Origin of the sequence: Feifania hominis (genome assembly GCF_014384765.1) — a bacterium.
In the GTDB taxonomy this organism is placed as follows: Bacteria; Bacillota; Clostridia; order Oscillospirales; family Feifaniaceae; genus Feifania; species Feifania hominis.
This window is the reverse complement of record NZ_JACRSP010000001.1, coordinates 616,421-630,750: the sequence shown is the minus strand read 5'-3', so window position 1 is coordinate 630,750 and position 14,330 is coordinate 616,421. Positions and strand designations below refer to the sequence as shown.

Genomic DNA, 14,330 nt, shown 5'->3' with positions numbered 1-14,330 from the left:
TGTCAGTCAATATCGCAGGGAAACTTGATTCCCGCCGCGCGGCGCAGGGTACGCAGCGCCTGGCAGACGTCGACGCTGAGCGTGCAGAGCTCCTGATACTCCCCGGCGGACTGGTCGGGCTGCGTGATGAAGCGGTGAAAGTCGCTTGCAATGTAGCGCATCTGATCGCTCTTTTCACGCGGGGAGACGATCTCCTCCTGCGTGCCGTCGAGCAGCTTGAGCGTCACTTGAGACATGGTGCCGATCGATTTGATGAGAATGGTGCCGAGGTCACCTTGAATTTCCGAAATATCGCAGCCCTGCGTCGTCTTGGAGTAGGTGAGCACCGCGATCAGATCGTCATATTCCAAAATGGAGGCGCCCGAGGCATCGGCGCCGGAGTCGATGAAGGTTGCGCTTGCCGAGACAGCCTTCGGCTTGCCGAAGAGATACAGAGCAGGGTAGACGCAGTAGACGCCGATGTCCATCAGCGTGCCGGTGGCAAAAGCGGGGTTGAAGATGTTGGGGTTGCGCCCCTCAACATAGTCGCGGTACTTCGAGGAGACGCGCGAGAAGTCGAAGTGGGCGAGCTTGACTTTGCCGATGCGCCCGAGCGCCGCGCGGAAGTCGGCGAGCTCCGGGATGTGCAGCAGGGTGATGCCCTCCATGAGAATGCAGCCGCGTTTGGCGGCAAGCGCAAAGAGCTCCTGCGCGTAGGCGCTGTTGATGGTCAGCGGCTTCTCGCAGAGAACATGCTTCTGGTTGTCGAGCAGCAGCTTTGCCTGCTCATAGTGTAGGGAATTGGGGCTTGCGATGTAGACGGCGTCCACATCGGGGCTCGCGGCGAGTTCCGCAAGGTCTGTAAAGACCTTCGGCGCTCCGTGCTTGAGCGCGAATGCGGCGCCGCGCTCGGCATCGCGCGAGTAGACAGCCGTGAGAGTGAATTTGCCGGAGAGTTTGGCGCCGTCGATGAAAGCGCCGGTGATCCAGCTGGTTCCGATGGTGGCGAGACGAAGCATGGTGTCAGTCCTCCTTGCCGGGCAGGGCGTCGAGCGCCGCCCGGATGATCTTGTAGTCGTTGTAGGCGTCCTCTTTTTTGCGGGGATCGCGCAGCAGCGCCGCCGGGTGCAGCGTAGCTGTGATCGGCACCCCGTTGTAGGTGAACCACCGTCCGTGTTCCTGGGTGATTTTAAAGTCCGGCTTGATCAGGCGCATGGCCGCAATGCGGCCGAGGCAGACGATCATCTCCGGCTTGATCAACTCAATCTGCGTGTGCAGATAGGGGATGCAGGCGTCCTCCTCCTCGGGGAGGGGATCGCGGTTCTGCGGCGGACGGCACTTTGCGATGTTGGTGATGTAGATCTCGTCGCGCCGAAGACCGACGGCGTCGAGAAAGAGATCCAAAAGCTTGCCGGCTCTGCCCACAAAGGGAATGCCGGTCTCATCCTCAGAGGCGCCGGGTGCCTCGCCGACAAAGAGAATACGGGCGCTGCGGTCACCGGCGCCGAGCACCACATTGAGCCGGGTTTTACAGAGCGCGCACCTGGTGCAGCTTGCGCACTCGTTCTCCAATTCCTGCCAGGTTGCCATAGTGGTCTCCTTTGCTGTTTGATTGAGACCAGTATACATCACAGCGCGGGGGAAACTCAAGTGAATTTGACTTCCATGGAAAAGGCCCCCGCCTGGTGGCGGGGGCCTTTGGTGCGACTAAGTCTATAAGCCGAGTTCTGTATTTGACAGTCATCTATCTAGGCCGCATGTTGCCATACGGCTCGTGCCACCTTCCCGGGACGCGCCGGGCAAGCGCAGATCGTCCCCTATCGGTGTTGCTCCAGATTAGGTTTACATGGCCGCACGGTCACCCTGTGCGCCGGTGAGCTCTTACCTCGCCTTTCCACCCTTACCGCTCAAAGAGCGGCGGTATCTCTCTGTTGCACTGTCTCTAAAGTCGCCTTTGGTGGGCGTTACCCACAATCCTGCCCTGTGGAGCTCGGACTTTCCTCATGGAGAATGAATCCCCACGCGACTGTCTGGCTTACTCGCACCCCCAGTTTAATATAAATCAAAAATGTTGTCAACGAGAGCTCTAAAAGTTGCCATTCCACACATAATATAGTAAACTGAAAATGTTGGTATTACCTGTATGGAGGAGTTCACATGAATCAGAAATGCGCCGCTTTTTTTGAGTGGATTCGGGGCAGGAAGATTGCCGTGATCGGCATCGGCGTGAGCAATACGCCTCTGATCCGGCTGCTTGCTGCAAAGGGTGCCAGGGTGACGGCCTGCGACAGAAAGTCGCTCACGGAGCTCGGAGATCTGGTGGAGGAGCTGATGAGTCTCGGTGTGACGCTCAAACTCGGCGAGCACTACCTCGATGAGCTTGACGCTGAGCTTCTCTTCCGTACGCCCGGTATGCGCCCGGATATTGCGCCGCTCTGTCAGGCGCGTGAACGCGGCGTCACAGTGACCAGTGAAATGGAGGTCTTCTTTGCGCTGTGTCCCTGTAAAATCATCGCTGTGACCGGCAGCGACGGCAAGTCGACCACGACCTCTCTGATTGCGGCGCTGCTCAAGGCGCAGGGGAAGCGCTGTCACCTGGGCGGCAACATCGGGCGGCCGCTTCTGCCCGACATAGAGAAGATTGAGCAGGGGGACGTCGCGGTGCTGGAGCTCTCGAGCTTTCAGCTGATGACCATGCGCCGCAGCCCGGATGTTGCGGTTATCACAAACGTGGCGCCGAATCACCTCGACTGGCACACCTCGATGGAGGAGTACGCCGGATCCAAGGAAAATATTTTTCTGCACCAGGACGAAAACGGACTTCTGGTGCTCAACGCCGACAACGACTACACCCGCTCCTATGCGGCGCGGGCAAAGGGCCGTGTGCTGCTCTTCTCGCGGCGGGAGAAGGTTGACGACGGCTGCTACTATGCCGATGGATGGATACGCCGGGTGAGAAATGGGGCCGACGCGCCGTTTCTGCGCCGCGATGAGCTGCATCTGCCTGGCGACCACAATGTGGAGAACTTCATGGCGGCGCTCTGCGCCGTTCGGGGACTGGTCTCGGACGATACGGTGCGCCGCGTGGCGGCCGACTTTGCGGGGCTGCCCCACCGGCTGGAGCTTGTGCGCGAGCTCGACGGCGTCCGCTATTACAACGACTCCATCGCATCGAGTCCGACGAGAACAAGGGCCTGTTTTGCCAGCTTCAAACAGAAGATCATCGTCATTCTCGGCGGTTACGACAAGAAGATCGCCTTTGACGATTTCGGGGCGGATGTGGTGAGAAACGCAAAGGCTGCGGTTCTTATCGGCGTCACGGCGCCGAAGATCGAACAGGCGATCCGAAGTGCCGCCGGCTACCGCACCGACACGCCGATTCTGCGACAGGCTACCTCACTGGAAGAGGCGGTGCGCGAGGCGCGCGCTCTGGCTGCGCCGGGCGACGTGGTGGTTCTCAGCCCGGCCTGTGCGAGCTTTGATATGTTTCGCAACTTTATGGAGCGCGGCGACAGGTTCCGTGAGCTTGTGAGCGCTTTGAATTGAGAGGTGTCCCAATTGGATTGCAAGGAAGTACTGTTTGAACTCTCCGCCTGCTACGGGGTCTCAGGCCGCGAGAATGAGGCGGGAGAGTATATCCGGGAAAAGCTGTCGTTTTATCTCGACGAGGTCACGCTTGACCGCTCGGGCAACGTGGTGGGCTTTCGCCGCTGCGGACGGGAGAACGCCAAATGCCTGATGCTCGACGCGCATCTCGACGAAATCGGCATGATGGTGACCGAGATCACCGAGGATGGCTTTCTCCACTTTGAGAACATCGCGGGCGTCGACAGCCGCATTCTGCTTGCAAACGAGGTTGTGGTGCACGGGCGGGAGCGTCTCTACGGCATTGTCAGCTGCAAGCCTCCCCACATGAATACCCCCGAGGAGCGTAAGAAGACCGTGCAGGTCGCCGATCTGGTGGTGGACATTGGACTGCCGGTCGAACGGGTGCGCGAGCTCGTATCAGTGGGCGACGTGATCTCCCTGCGCCGCACGAGCGTCGAGCTGAGAAACGGCCGCGTCGCCGGCAAGAGCTTTGACGACCGTGCGGGGACTGCGGCGATTCTCTACTGCCTTGACAAGCTCCGGGAGACGCAGCTGCCCTTCGATCTCGCCGTGCTCATCAGCACGCAGGAGGAGACCGGCATGCGTGGAGCGAAGACGGGGACCTACCTGATTGACCCGGACGAGGCGATTGCCATCGACGTGTCGCACGCCTACACGCCCGACGCCAAAAAGGAGGAGACTGCCCGTCTCGGTGAGGGCCCCATGGTCGGGATTGCCCCCATTTTGGACAGGGCCATTTCCAAAAAGCTCATTTCGCTCGCCGAAAAAGAGGACATCCCCTACCAGGTTGAAGTCATGGGTGGCAGTACGGGAACAAACGCCTACGCCATTCAGATCTCCCGCAGCGGTGTGCGCACGGGACTGCTCTCCATCCCGATGACGTATATGCACACCTGCATCGAGACCATTGTGCTCGACGATCTGAAAAACACGGGCGAGCTTCTGTGCGCGTATGTGCGCGCCAAGAGAAAGGAGTGGGAGTGATGGAGTGGATTGTGACGCTCATTTCCGAGCTCTCACAGCTCGGCGGCGTCTCGGGGGACGAGTCCCGCGTGGCCGACTACATTGAGGAGAAGATCCGTGATTTTGCGGACGACTGCCGCCGCGACAGACTCGGCAATCTCATCGCGTTTCGCAAGGGGACAGATTCCTCGAAAAAGCTGATGCTCTGCGCGCATATGGACGAGGTGGGGCTGCTCGTGTCCTACATCACCGACGAGGGACTGCTGCGCTTTCAGCCGGTGGGAGGCATCGATCCCCGCGTCATCACCGGGCGGCGCGTACTGGTCGGTGAGAAACAGGTGCCGGGCGTGATCGGCACCAAGGCCATTCACATCCAGACGCCGGAGGAGCGCAAGCAGGCGCCCGGCTTCGACCGGCTCTATATCGACATCGGCGCCACCTCGCGGGAGGATGCGCAGAAAGCGGTGTCGCTCGGCGACTGCGCCGTCTTCGACTCAGACTTTGTCACATTCGGCGACGGCTGCATCAAAGCAAAGGCGCTGGACAACCGCGTGGGCTGCGCGGTGCTCATGGAGAGCATGCGCATGCGTCCGCACTACGACACCTACTATGTCTTCTCGGTGGGGGAGGAGGTCGGCCTGCGCGGGGCATACACGTCGTCATATGACATCGAGCCGGACTTTGCTGTGGCGATCGACTCCACGACGACTGCGGACTATGCCGGTGTCGACGAGCGCGACCAGGGGCTCAAGCTCGGCGGCGGCTGCGCGCTCTTTCTGATGGAGAGCACCACCTACTACTTCAAGGACACCCTCAAAAAAGTACGCCGCATCGCGCAGGAGAACGGCGTGCGCTACCAGATGAAACAGATCATGGTCGGGGGGCTCGACGCGGGCGGCATTCAACGCACCGCGAGCGGGGTGGAGACGGCGAGCGTCGCGACGCCCTGCCGGTATCTCCACTCGCCGTCGTGCATGATGAAGATCAGCGACATTCTCGAGACGGAAAAGCTGGTCGCAGCGCTTTGCCAGAGCGCTGATTTGATGAAACGGAGGTCTTAAAATGGACTTTTTATACGAGCTGCTCTCGACGCCGTCGGTCAGCGGAAACGAGGAGAAGATTGCCCGGAAAATACGCGAGAAAATCGCGCCCCATGTCGATGAAATCCGAACTGACGCCATGGGAAACCTGATTGCCGTGCGCCGCTGCGGCAGGGCGGATGCCGAGACCTTTATGCTCTGCGCCCATATGGACGAGATCGGCGTCATGGTAAACTTTGTTGAGGAAAACGGCTATCTGCGCTTTGTGCCAATGGGCGGTCTGACAGTGTTTTCCCTCGCCAACATGCAGATGGAGTTCACAAACGGCGTACGCGGCGTCGTCTGCATCGAGGAGGAGGTCAAACTCGCGGACTTGAAGCTCAAAAATCTCTATCTGGACATCGGCGCCTCGTCGCGCGAGCAGGCGCTCGAGCGCATCGACATCGGCGATGTGGCGTGTGTTGTCAACGAGCCGCTGAAGATGGGTGACAGGCTGGTCTCAAAGGCGCTCGACAACAAGATTGGCTGCGCGATTCTCTGCGGGGTCATCGAGAAACTCAAAGACCCGCTCTACGACTGTGTCTTCGTCTTCTCCACGCAGGAGGAGCTCGGGCTGCGCGGTGCACGCACGGCGGCCTATTCGGTGGAACCCGACTATGCCATCGCCGTTGACGTCACGGATTCGGGCGATATGATCGGCTCGAAAAACTGCCCGCTCAAACTCGGCGAGGGGGCGGCGATCAAAGTCAAGGACAGCAGCGTGATCTGCCACAAATCCATGATAAACCATTTGACATACAGCGCAAAAGAGAATAAGATTAAATATCAAATGGAGGTTCTCAAAAGCGGCGGAACCGATGCAGGCGCGATCAGCGCCAGCCGCGCTGGTGTTGTCACGGGCGGGGTCTCCATTCCGACGAGAAACATTCACACACCCACAGAAACAATCGATCTAAAGGACGTTGACGCCTGCGTGAGGCTTCTGTGCCATGCGCTCACGACAGAGTTTGACAAGTATCAGACGGAGAATTGATTTTTATGATCAAGCGTTATTCCATTGAAGACATCGACACCATCGCCCGCTTTCTGGAACCGTCGCCCGAGATTTACATGCGCTACCGCGCGGGACTGACGACTCTCGAACAGGTCTATTTTGACGTGTGGATTCAGCAGAGCGACGAGACCGTCACGGCGGTCATTCTGAAGACGAACCGGCACTACTATCTCAAAGCCGAGCCGGGCGCAGATACGGCCGAACTTGCGGCTTTTTTGAACTTTACGGCCGGCAAGGAGGAACTCATCGGCGAGCGCGCCTCCATCATGCGAGTGCTCGACGGACTCGCCGACGTTGCAAAGGTCGACGCCTACCACTTCGCAAGCATGCAGTCCGTTCTCTCGCTCTCTGACTCGTCAGATGGCGTAACGCGGGCGCGTGACATCATTGCCTATCGAAAAGTCTATGCGCTGCTCAGCGAGGTGGCGGTCTTTGACGCCATCACCTTTGAGGAGTTCTATATGGAGCGCCGCGGCGCCGATCACAAAGCGACGGGACGCACCTACTGCTATGAAGTCGACGGCGAGGTGATCAGCACTGCATCCGCCGTCTGCGAGACCGAGCGGATGGCCATGCTCTCGGGCGTTGCGACACGCGAGGAATTTCGCGGGAGGGGGCTTGCGAGACAAACCGTCAGCAAGCTCTGCCGGGATTTGCTCAACGAGGGAAAGACGCCCTTTATCGCTTACAACAACCCCATAGCAGAGCAGCTCTACCAGAGCATCGGCTTTACCAAGGTGGGAGAAAAGCTCGTCGTACGGTTCTGAGAGCAAGATTTTGTAGAATGGAAGACCGGTAGTTGCGTGCAGCAGACAGGTAGTATGGGAGGACGGAAAATGAAACAGCGTACCACCGCTGTGCCGCCAGCGGCACAGTCGTCGGCCTGACTGCCAAAACGGGCGGCACATTGCTTTCGTGCCGCCGCTTTTTGCAGTCTTTTTCTTTTGCGACAGACAGAAAACGAGAGGAGCAAACGCCGATGTTTTGGCAGAGAGAAATCGAGACCATGCCCCGCGACGAAATCAGAAAGATGCAGCTGACCCGCCTGCAGGCTGCGGTGAAGCGCTGTTATGAGAGAGTTCCGCTCTACCGGGCTAAATTTGAGGCGGCCGGCATTGTACCGCAGGACATTCGGACTCTCTCCGATTTACATAAGATTCCCTTTACGGTAAAAGACGATTTTCGTGAGAACTATCCGTTTGGAATGTTCGCCGCGCCGATGGAGGAGATCGTGAGAATTCACGCCTCCTCCGGCACCACGGGAAAGCCGACGGTTGTCGGCTACACCCGGCAGGATCTGGATATCTGGAGCGATCTGGTCGCACGCCTTGCGACAGCGGCCGGCGCCTCTTCCAAAGATATTGTGCAGATTGCGTTCGGCTACGGGCTCTTTACGGGGGCATTCGGGCTGCACTACGGCCTTGAAAAAATCGGGGCGACCATTGTGCCGATGTCGAGCGGCAACACCGAAAAACAGCTCATGCTGATGCAGGACTTCGGCACCACACTGCTTGTGGCGACCCCCTCCTATGCGCTCTACCTCTCGGAGGTGGCAAAGGAGATGGGAATCCGCGACAAGCTCAAGCTGCGCATTGGGCTCTTTGGCGCCGAGGGATGCACCGACGAGATGCGCGCCCAGATTGAGGAGAATTTCGGCATTCTGGCGACTGACAACTACGGTATGAGCGAGCTCATCGGTCCCGGCGTTGCGGGTGAATGTGAGCTTCGCTGCGGGCTGCACCTGGCGGAGGATCACTTCATCGCCGAGATCATCGACCCCGAGACGGGCGAAGTCCTGCCGGAGGGGGAGACGGGGGAGCTTGTCATCACCGCGATGACAAAGCAGGCCCTGCCGGTTCTGCGCTACCGCACGCGGGACATCACGAGGCTCATCACCGAGCCCTGCGCCTGCGGCAGAACCCATGCACGCATCGACAAGGTGCGCGGGCGCAGTGACGACATGCTCATCATCAAGGGAGTCAACGTCTTCCCGTCGCAGATTGAAACCGTCATCATGGGCACTGAGCACATTGCCCCGCACTACCTGCTCGTCATCCGCCGCAAGGACTTCAAAGATACGCTGGAGGTGCAGGTGGAGCTCAAGGATGGGACGCTCCTCGAGCGCTACGGCGAGCTTCTTGAACTCGAGAAGACCGTGCATCACAGGTTGCAGAGCGTACTGGGGCTGGACGCGAAAGTGACGCTGGTCGGGCCCAACACCATCGAGCGCTCACAGGGAAAGGCAAAGCGGATTCTGGATTTGAGAAATGAAAAATAGAAGTCGGGGCGTCGCCCCCAGAGGGAGGATTCTATGAAAAGACTGATGCTTGGCAACGAGGCGGTCGCACGCGGTCTCTATGAGGCGGGAGTGCGCTTTGTCTCGAGCTATCCGGGAACTCCGAGCACGGAGATCACCGAGTTTATCAGCAAGTATGATGAGATTTACAGCGAGTGGGCGCCCAATGAAAAGGTGGCGGCCGAGGCAGCGTTCGGCGCCTCGATCGCCGGGGCACGTTCTTTCTCCGCCATGAAGCATGTCGGCCTCAACGTCGCGGCGGATCTCGTCTTCACAAGTTCCTATACGGGCGTCGGCGGCGGCTTTGTCATCTGTGTGGCTGACGACCAGGGAATGCACTCCTCTCAGAACGAGCAGGACAGCCGCCACTACGCGCGCGCGGCGAAGCTCCCCATGGTAGAGCCGGCCGATTCAATGGAGTGTATCGACTTTGTCAAGGAGGCCTACCGGATCAGTGAGGAATACGACACTCCCGTACTGCTTCGCATGTCGACGAGAACCTCCCACTCCCAGAGCATCGTGACACTCGGCGAGCGGGAGCAGCGCGAGCTTCACCCCTATGAGAAGAACCCGCAGAAGTACGTCATGATGCCCGGAAATGCCCGGCCGCGCCACCTGGCCGTGGAGCGGCGTCTCGAGGCGCTGCGGCAGTACGCTGACACGTCCAAAATCAACGAAATTACATACTATGACAGAAAAATCGGCGTCATCGCCTCGGGAATCGCCTATCAGTATGCGCGCGAGGCGCTCGGCGAGAATGCCTCGTATCTCAAACTCGGCATGACGTTCCCGCTGCCGGAGAAGATGATTCGGGAATTTGCGGCGGCAGTTGATGAACTCTACGTCATCGAGGAGCTTGACAGCATTGTCGAAACCGAAGTGCGTGCACTGGGTATCAACTGTAAAGGCAAAGAACAATTCAGCTATTGCGGCGAGTACTCGGCAAACGACATCCGTGAGAAGCTGCTCGGCGAAAAAACTGAGGTCAAACGGATCGAGGGATCGGTGCCGGGCCGGCCGCCGGTGCTCTGTCCAGGCTGCCCGCACCGGGGCACTTTCTATGTGCTGCACCGACTTGGCGTCATGGTCAGTGGCGACATCGGCTGCTACACACTGGGCGCGACACCACCTCTGGGCGCGATGGACACCACCATCTGCATGGGCGCATCCATTTCAGGGCTGCACGGTTTCACCAAGGTGCGCCCCGAGTACGCGGCGAAGAGCGTGGCGGTCATCGGCGACTCGACCTTTGCCCACTCGGGCATTACGGGCCTGATTGACACCATCTACAACAAGGGCATCACAACGGTGATCGTTCTTGACAACAGCATCACCGGCATGACCGGCCATCAGCAGAACCCGACGACCGGCAGGACCATCAAGGGAGAGCCGACGGTGGCTCTGTCCATTGAGCGTCTGTGTGAGACGGTCGGCGTGAAGAGTGTGCGCGTGTGCGATCCCTATGATCTCGATGCGTTTGAGAGAGTCGTCAAAGAGGAGCTTGAAAGGGCAGAGCCCTCGGTCATCATTGCACGACGGCCCTGTGTTCTGCTCAAGGAAGTCAAGAAATACCCGCCTCTTCAAATCGAGGAAACCAAGTGCAAAAACTGCAAAATGTGCCTGAAGATCGGGTGCCCTGCAATCTATCAGGACGGCGGCGTCATGAAAATCGACCACACGCTCTGTGTGGGCTGCGATCTCTGTCAGAACATCTGTAAATTCGGCGCGATCGAAAAGGGGGACAAGTGAGATGACAAAGAGTGTGATGATTGTCGGTGTCGGCGGCCAGGGTTCGCTTCTTGCGAGCAAGCTGCTCGGCACGCTGCTTGTCGACTGCGGTTATGACGTCAAGGTGAGCGAGGTTCACGGCATGTCGCAGCGCGGCGGATCGGTTGTGACCTATGTGCGGTATGGGGAGCAGGTCGCGTCTCCCCTGATCGAGAAGGCCGGCGCGGATGTTGTACTGTCCTTTGAAAAGCTCGAGGCGTTGCGCTATGCGGACTATCTCAAGCCGGACGGGGTTCTGCTCTACAGCACGCAGCAGATTCTCCCCATGCCGGTCATCACGGGTGCGGCGGAGTATCCCGGCGACATCGATGAGCGGCTGCGGTCGATCACATCGAATTTGATCGCGGTCGACGCGGTGGAGCTTGCCGAGAGAGCGGGCGGCGCAAAGGCGGCAAATGTTGTGCTGCTCGGCGTGCTCGCGCGACAGCTCGGCATTGAAAAGGAGCGCTGGATTGAGACCATTCAAAAGGTGGTGCCGGCGAAATTCCTCGAGATGAATCTCAAGGCTTTCGGCTACGGCTATCAGAAAGAGAGCTGAAAAAAGAGCTTTTCGCCGAGGGGAGAGCTGTGCTATACTGAAGACAGTGAAACGATGTTGGGAGGAGAGGCCATGCAATTCAAACAGGTATCCATCTTTGTGGAAAACACACCCGGCAGGCTTTCTGAAATCACATCTCTGATTGCCGACAGCGGCATCAACATCCGCGCGCACACCATTGCCGATACCACCAACTATGGAATTCTTCGCATCATTGTCGACGATCCGCAGCGCTGCGAGCAGATTCTCAAACAGGCGGGGCTTGCGGTCTCCATCACAAGTGTTTTGGCCATCGGGCTTGAAGACACGCCCGGTGCGTTCTCAAAGGCGCTCAGTCTGCTCGGCAGGAGCGGTGTGAGTGTGGAGTACGCCTATGTGTCTCTGATGAAACGCGGGGACAAAATCTGCGTCATTCTCAAGGTGGACGACAATGAGAAAGCGGCAGCAGCCCTTGCCGAGGGAGGCATTGAGACCTATTCGGCGCAATAAAACAAAAACCCACGAAATGGGGCGGAGCAATCCGCCCCGCTTTTCGCGATGGGGACAAAGCAAAAACGGGGGACTACTATGACTCAGCTCTTCAGGCCGTTTTCCTTTTCGCAGGAGCTCATCGAACGCGCACAGCTCGCCGAACAGCGCGCGCAGCAGGCTCTTTGCGGCATTGGGCAGACAGCGGCGTACAACAGCCGCAAGGTGCTTCACGCTTTCATGCAGCAGGGCGTCTCGGAGCGCCACTTTCTCGGGACCACCGGCTACGGCTACGACGACAGCGGGCGCGACACGCTCGACCGGGTTTACGCCCAGGTTTTCGGCGCCGAGGACGCGATGGTACGCCACTTCATGCTGTCGGGAACCCATGCGCTGACCGTCGCGCTCTTTGGCGTTCTGCGCCCGGGCGACGTCATGGTCTCGGTTGCGGGCAAGCCCTATGACACGCTCGACGGCGTCATTGGCCTTAACGGTGTCAAAAACGGCTCGCTTGCCGATTTCGGCGTGCACTATGAGCAGGTGGATCTGCTCGAGGATGGGACACTTGATTTCGACGGCATCACCGAGGCCGCAAGGCGCGCGCCGAGGATGATCTATCTGCAGCGCTCGCGCGGCTATGAGCGCCGACCCTCCATCTCGGTTGCCGAAATTGAGACTGTCTGTAAAATCGTACACCGCCTGAGTGACAGGACGATTGTGATGGTGGACAACTGCTACGGGGAGTTTGTCGAGACGCGCGAACCGACCGAGGTGGGCGCAGATCTCATGGCGGGCTCGCTGATTAAGAATCCGGGCGGCTCCATGGCTGAGAGCGGGGGATACATCGCGGGCCGCGCAGACCTTGTGGAGCTGTGCGCCTACCGGCTGACTTCGCCCGGCCTCGGCAAAGAGGTCGGCGCCTCTCTCAACCAGAACCGGAATCTCTACCGCGGCTTTTTCTTCGCCCCTCACATTACGGGTGAGGCGCTCAAGACGGCGGTCTTTGCCGCCGCGCTCTTTGAGGAACTCGGCTTTGCCTGCAGCCCGCGCTACTGCGAGCCGCGCACGGATATCGTTGAGCAGATTGTGCTCGGCTCACCCGCGGGACTCAAGGCGTTCTGCGAGGGCATTCAGGCGGGGAGCCCCATCGACAGCTTCGTCGTGCCGCAGGAGTGGGATATGCCCGGCTATCAGGACCAGGTGATCATGGCGGCGGGAGCCTTTGTGCAGGGTTCCTCCATTGAGCTCTCGGCTGACGGCCCCATGCGCGCGCCCTACATTGCGTTTATGCAGGGGGGCATCGTCTATGACACCGCGCAGATCGGTGTGCTCATGGCCGCCCAGAGACTGGCGGACGAGGGGCTTGTCACCCTCTGATTTCGGTTGATGGGGCAGATGATCTGTGATACAATAGTCTGTGTTTTACAAGTCGGATTTCGGCTCTGTGAGTCAAAATCCATCGGATTGCGGCGGTATTGACAATGAGAATTTTGGGGATTGACCCGGGGATCGCCTCGGTGGGATATGCGGTGGTGGACTATGCAGGCAGCCGCTTTACACCCGTGACCTATGACACTTTTCACACGCCTGCGGGCCTGACGCTCGAGGTTCGGCTGCTTCAGATCTACGAGTTTTTGTGTGGGCTGATTGCGCAGCACCGGCCCGACGCCATGTCGGTGGAGGAGCTCTTTTTCAACACCAATGTCACAACGGCCATCATGGTCGGCCACGGCAGAGGCGTGATTCTGCTCGCGGCGGCAAAACACGGCGTGCCGGTCTTTGAATACACGCCGTCACAGGTCAAACAGGCGGTTGTGGGATACGGCAAGGCGGAGAAAAAACAGGTGCAGCAGATGGTCAAAATGCTTCTGCATCTCAAAGAGATTCCAAAGCCCGACGACACGGCGGACGCTGTGGCGCTCGCCGTCTGTCACGCCCACTCGGCAAAATCAAAGCTCTTGCAGCTCAGATAGGAGAAAACCGATGTTTGCTTATCTCAGAGGAACTCTCGCCGAAAAGGAGCTCGGCGCCGTCGTGGTGGAGTGCGGCGGAGTCGGCTTTCGGCTTGCGACTACCATGAATACCATCAAAAAGCTGCCGGAGGCCGGCGCGGAGGTCAAGCTCCACACCCATTTCAGCGTTCGGGAGGACGCAATGGAGCTCTTTGGCTTCTACAGCCCGGATGAGCTGAGCTGTTTTCGTATGCTCATTTCAGTTTCGGGCGTCGGACCGAAAGCGGCGCTGTCCATTCTGTCGGAGAACTCCTATGAACAGCTTGCGCTCGCCATTGTCACGGGCGATACCAAGGCTCTGACCAGAGCGCCGGGCATCGGGCCGAAGATTGCAAATCGCATTGTGCTCGAGCTCAAGGACAAGATCAAAAACGAGCAGTTCATGCCCTCCTCCGCCAATGCGGCACCGGGCGAGGTGGTCATGGGAGAGGTCAGCCAGATTGAGGCGGTCAATGCCCTGATGGTTCTCGGCTACAGCCAGAGTGAAGCCTCGCGCGCCGTGCAGGCGGTCTACGCCGAGGGCGAGCCGGTGGAGAGGACCATCAAACAGGCTCTGAAATTTTTGATGCGCTAGGGAGAATGG

Annotated in this window: 14 protein-coding genes and 1 other RNA gene; 12 read left to right on the top strand and 3 right to left on the bottom strand. The window is 59.0% G+C overall.

What is annotated here, in order from left to right:
* Nucleotides 1–2: 2 nt before the first annotated feature.
* The 3 genes from H8695_RS03070 to rnpB form a co-directional block, all read right to left on the bottom strand.
* Nucleotides 3–998 (bottom strand): Gfo/Idh/MocA family protein, encoded by a 996-nt coding sequence (locus H8695_RS03070; protein ID WP_249299403.1) that lies wholly within the window; start codon nucleotides 996–998, stop codon nucleotides 3–5.
* 4 nt (nucleotides 999–1,002) lie between these two features.
* A complete protein-coding gene (locus H8695_RS03065; RefSeq protein ID WP_249299402.1) occupies nucleotides 1,003–1,569 on the bottom strand; it encodes a uracil-DNA glycosylase in 567 nt (188 codons plus the stop codon).
* A 110-nt stretch (nucleotides 1,570–1,679) separates the two neighbouring features.
* Nucleotides 1,680–2,021: RNase P RNA component class A (gene rnpB, locus H8695_RS03060), an RNA gene on the bottom strand.
* A 115-nt stretch (nucleotides 2,022–2,136) separates the two neighbouring features.
* Between rnpB and murD the strand changes: the two genes are divergently transcribed.
* The 12 genes from murD to ruvA all read left to right on the top strand — a co-directional run bounded on the left by murD (nucleotide 2,137) and on the right by ruvA (nucleotide 14,321).
* Nucleotides 2,137–3,525, top strand: coding sequence for a UDP-N-acetylmuramoyl-L-alanine--D-glutamate ligase (murD, locus tag H8695_RS03055; protein WP_249299401.1), 1,389 nt, complete (start codon nucleotides 2,137–2,139; stop codon nucleotides 3,523–3,525).
* 12 nt (nucleotides 3,526–3,537) lie between these two features.
* Nucleotides 3,538–4,572 (top strand): M42 family metallopeptidase, encoded by a 1,035-nt coding sequence (locus H8695_RS03050; RefSeq protein ID WP_249299400.1) that lies wholly within the window; start codon nucleotides 3,538–3,540, stop codon nucleotides 4,570–4,572.
* Entirely contained in the window at nucleotides 4,572–5,612 is a 1,041-nt protein-coding gene (locus H8695_RS03045; protein WP_249299399.1) for a M42 family metallopeptidase, read from the top strand. The genes H8695_RS03050 and H8695_RS03045 overlap by 1 nt, the downstream gene beginning before the upstream one ends.
* A gap of 1 nt (nucleotide 5,613) precedes the next feature.
* Nucleotides 5,614–6,624 carry a M42 family metallopeptidase gene (locus tag H8695_RS03040; RefSeq protein ID WP_249299398.1) on the top strand — a complete coding sequence of 337 codons (1,011 nt, stop codon included), beginning with the start codon at nucleotides 5,614–5,616 and terminating at the stop codon, nucleotides 6,622–6,624.
* Nucleotides 6,625–6,629: 5 nt separating this feature from the next.
* A complete protein-coding gene (locus tag H8695_RS03035; protein WP_249299397.1) occupies nucleotides 6,630–7,412 on the top strand; it encodes a GNAT family N-acetyltransferase in 783 nt (260 codons plus the stop codon).
* A 212-nt stretch (nucleotides 7,413–7,624) separates the two neighbouring features.
* Nucleotides 7,625–8,923: a phenylacetate--CoA ligase family protein gene (locus tag H8695_RS03030; RefSeq protein ID WP_249299396.1), complete on the top strand. Its 1,299-nt coding sequence runs from the start codon at nucleotides 7,625–7,627 to the stop codon at nucleotides 8,921–8,923.
* Nucleotides 8,924–8,956: 33 nt separating this feature from the next.
* Nucleotides 8,957–10,690: an indolepyruvate ferredoxin oxidoreductase subunit alpha gene (iorA, locus tag H8695_RS03025; RefSeq protein WP_249299395.1), complete on the top strand. Its 1,734-nt coding sequence runs from the start codon at nucleotides 8,957–8,959 to the stop codon at nucleotides 10,688–10,690.
* A 1-nt stretch (nucleotide 10,691) separates the two neighbouring features.
* Nucleotides 10,692–11,267, top strand: coding sequence for an indolepyruvate oxidoreductase subunit beta (locus tag H8695_RS03020; protein WP_249299394.1), 576 nt, complete (start codon nucleotides 10,692–10,694; stop codon nucleotides 11,265–11,267).
* A 72-nt stretch (nucleotides 11,268–11,339) separates the two neighbouring features.
* The gene (locus tag H8695_RS03015) at nucleotides 11,340–11,756 is read left to right on the top strand and encodes an ACT domain-containing protein (protein ID WP_249299393.1); all 417 of its coding nucleotides are present in this window, start codon (nucleotides 11,340–11,342) and stop codon (nucleotides 11,754–11,756) included.
* 78 nt (nucleotides 11,757–11,834) lie between these two features.
* Nucleotides 11,835–13,112 carry a methionine gamma-lyase family protein gene (locus H8695_RS03010; protein WP_249299392.1) on the top strand — a complete coding sequence of 426 codons (1,278 nt, stop codon included), beginning with the start codon at nucleotides 11,835–11,837 and terminating at the stop codon, nucleotides 13,110–13,112.
* 104 nt (nucleotides 13,113–13,216) lie between these two features.
* A complete protein-coding gene (gene ruvC, locus H8695_RS03005; protein ID WP_249299391.1) occupies nucleotides 13,217–13,708 on the top strand; it encodes a crossover junction endodeoxyribonuclease RuvC in 492 nt (163 codons plus the stop codon).
* A 10-nt stretch (nucleotides 13,709–13,718) separates the two neighbouring features.
* On the top strand, nucleotides 13,719–14,321 hold the full coding sequence (ruvA, locus tag H8695_RS03000) for a Holliday junction branch migration protein RuvA (protein ID WP_249299390.1): 603 nt from the start codon (nucleotides 13,719–13,721) through the stop codon (nucleotides 14,319–14,321).
* Nucleotides 14,322–14,330 lie beyond the last annotated feature (9 nt).

What these genes read in the sequence shown, in the direction of transcription:
- ruvC (WP_249299391.1), top strand. Translation starts at nt 13,217, where the DNA reads ATGAGAATTTTGGGGATTGACCCGGGGATCGCCTCGGTGGGATATGCG.
- ruvA (WP_249299390.1), top strand. Translation starts at nt 13,719, where the DNA reads ATGTTTGCTTATCTCAGAGGAACTCTCGCCGAAAAGGAGCTCGGCGCC.
- murD (WP_249299401.1), top strand. Translation starts at nt 2,137, where the DNA reads ATGAATCAGAAATGCGCCGCTTTTTTTGAGTGGATTCGGGGCAGGAAG.
- H8695_RS03015 (WP_249299393.1), top strand. Translation starts at nt 11,340, where the DNA reads ATGCAATTCAAACAGGTATCCATCTTTGTGGAAAACACACCCGGCAGG.
- H8695_RS03045 (WP_249299399.1), top strand. Translation starts at nt 4,572, where the DNA reads ATGGAGTGGATTGTGACGCTCATTTCCGAGCTCTCACAGCTCGGCGGC.
- H8695_RS03040 (WP_249299398.1), top strand. Translation starts at nt 5,614, where the DNA reads ATGGACTTTTTATACGAGCTGCTCTCGACGCCGTCGGTCAGCGGAAAC.
- iorA (WP_249299395.1), top strand. Translation starts at nt 8,957, where the DNA reads ATGAAAAGACTGATGCTTGGCAACGAGGCGGTCGCACGCGGTCTCTAT.
- H8695_RS03010 (WP_249299392.1), top strand. Translation starts at nt 11,835, where the DNA reads ATGACTCAGCTCTTCAGGCCGTTTTCCTTTTCGCAGGAGCTCATCGAA.
- H8695_RS03030 (WP_249299396.1), top strand. Translation starts at nt 7,625, where the DNA reads ATGTTTTGGCAGAGAGAAATCGAGACCATGCCCCGCGACGAAATCAGA.
- H8695_RS03070 (WP_249299403.1), bottom strand. Translation starts at nt 998, where the DNA reads ATGCTTCGTCTCGCCACCATCGGAACCAGCTGGATCACCGGCGCTTTC.
- H8695_RS03065 (WP_249299402.1), bottom strand. Translation starts at nt 1,569, where the DNA reads ATGGCAACCTGGCAGGAATTGGAGAACGAGTGCGCAAGCTGCACCAGG.
- H8695_RS03020 (WP_249299394.1), top strand. Translation starts at nt 10,692, where the DNA reads ATGACAAAGAGTGTGATGATTGTCGGTGTCGGCGGCCAGGGTTCGCTT.
- H8695_RS03035 (WP_249299397.1), top strand. Translation starts at nt 6,630, where the DNA reads ATGATCAAGCGTTATTCCATTGAAGACATCGACACCATCGCCCGCTTT.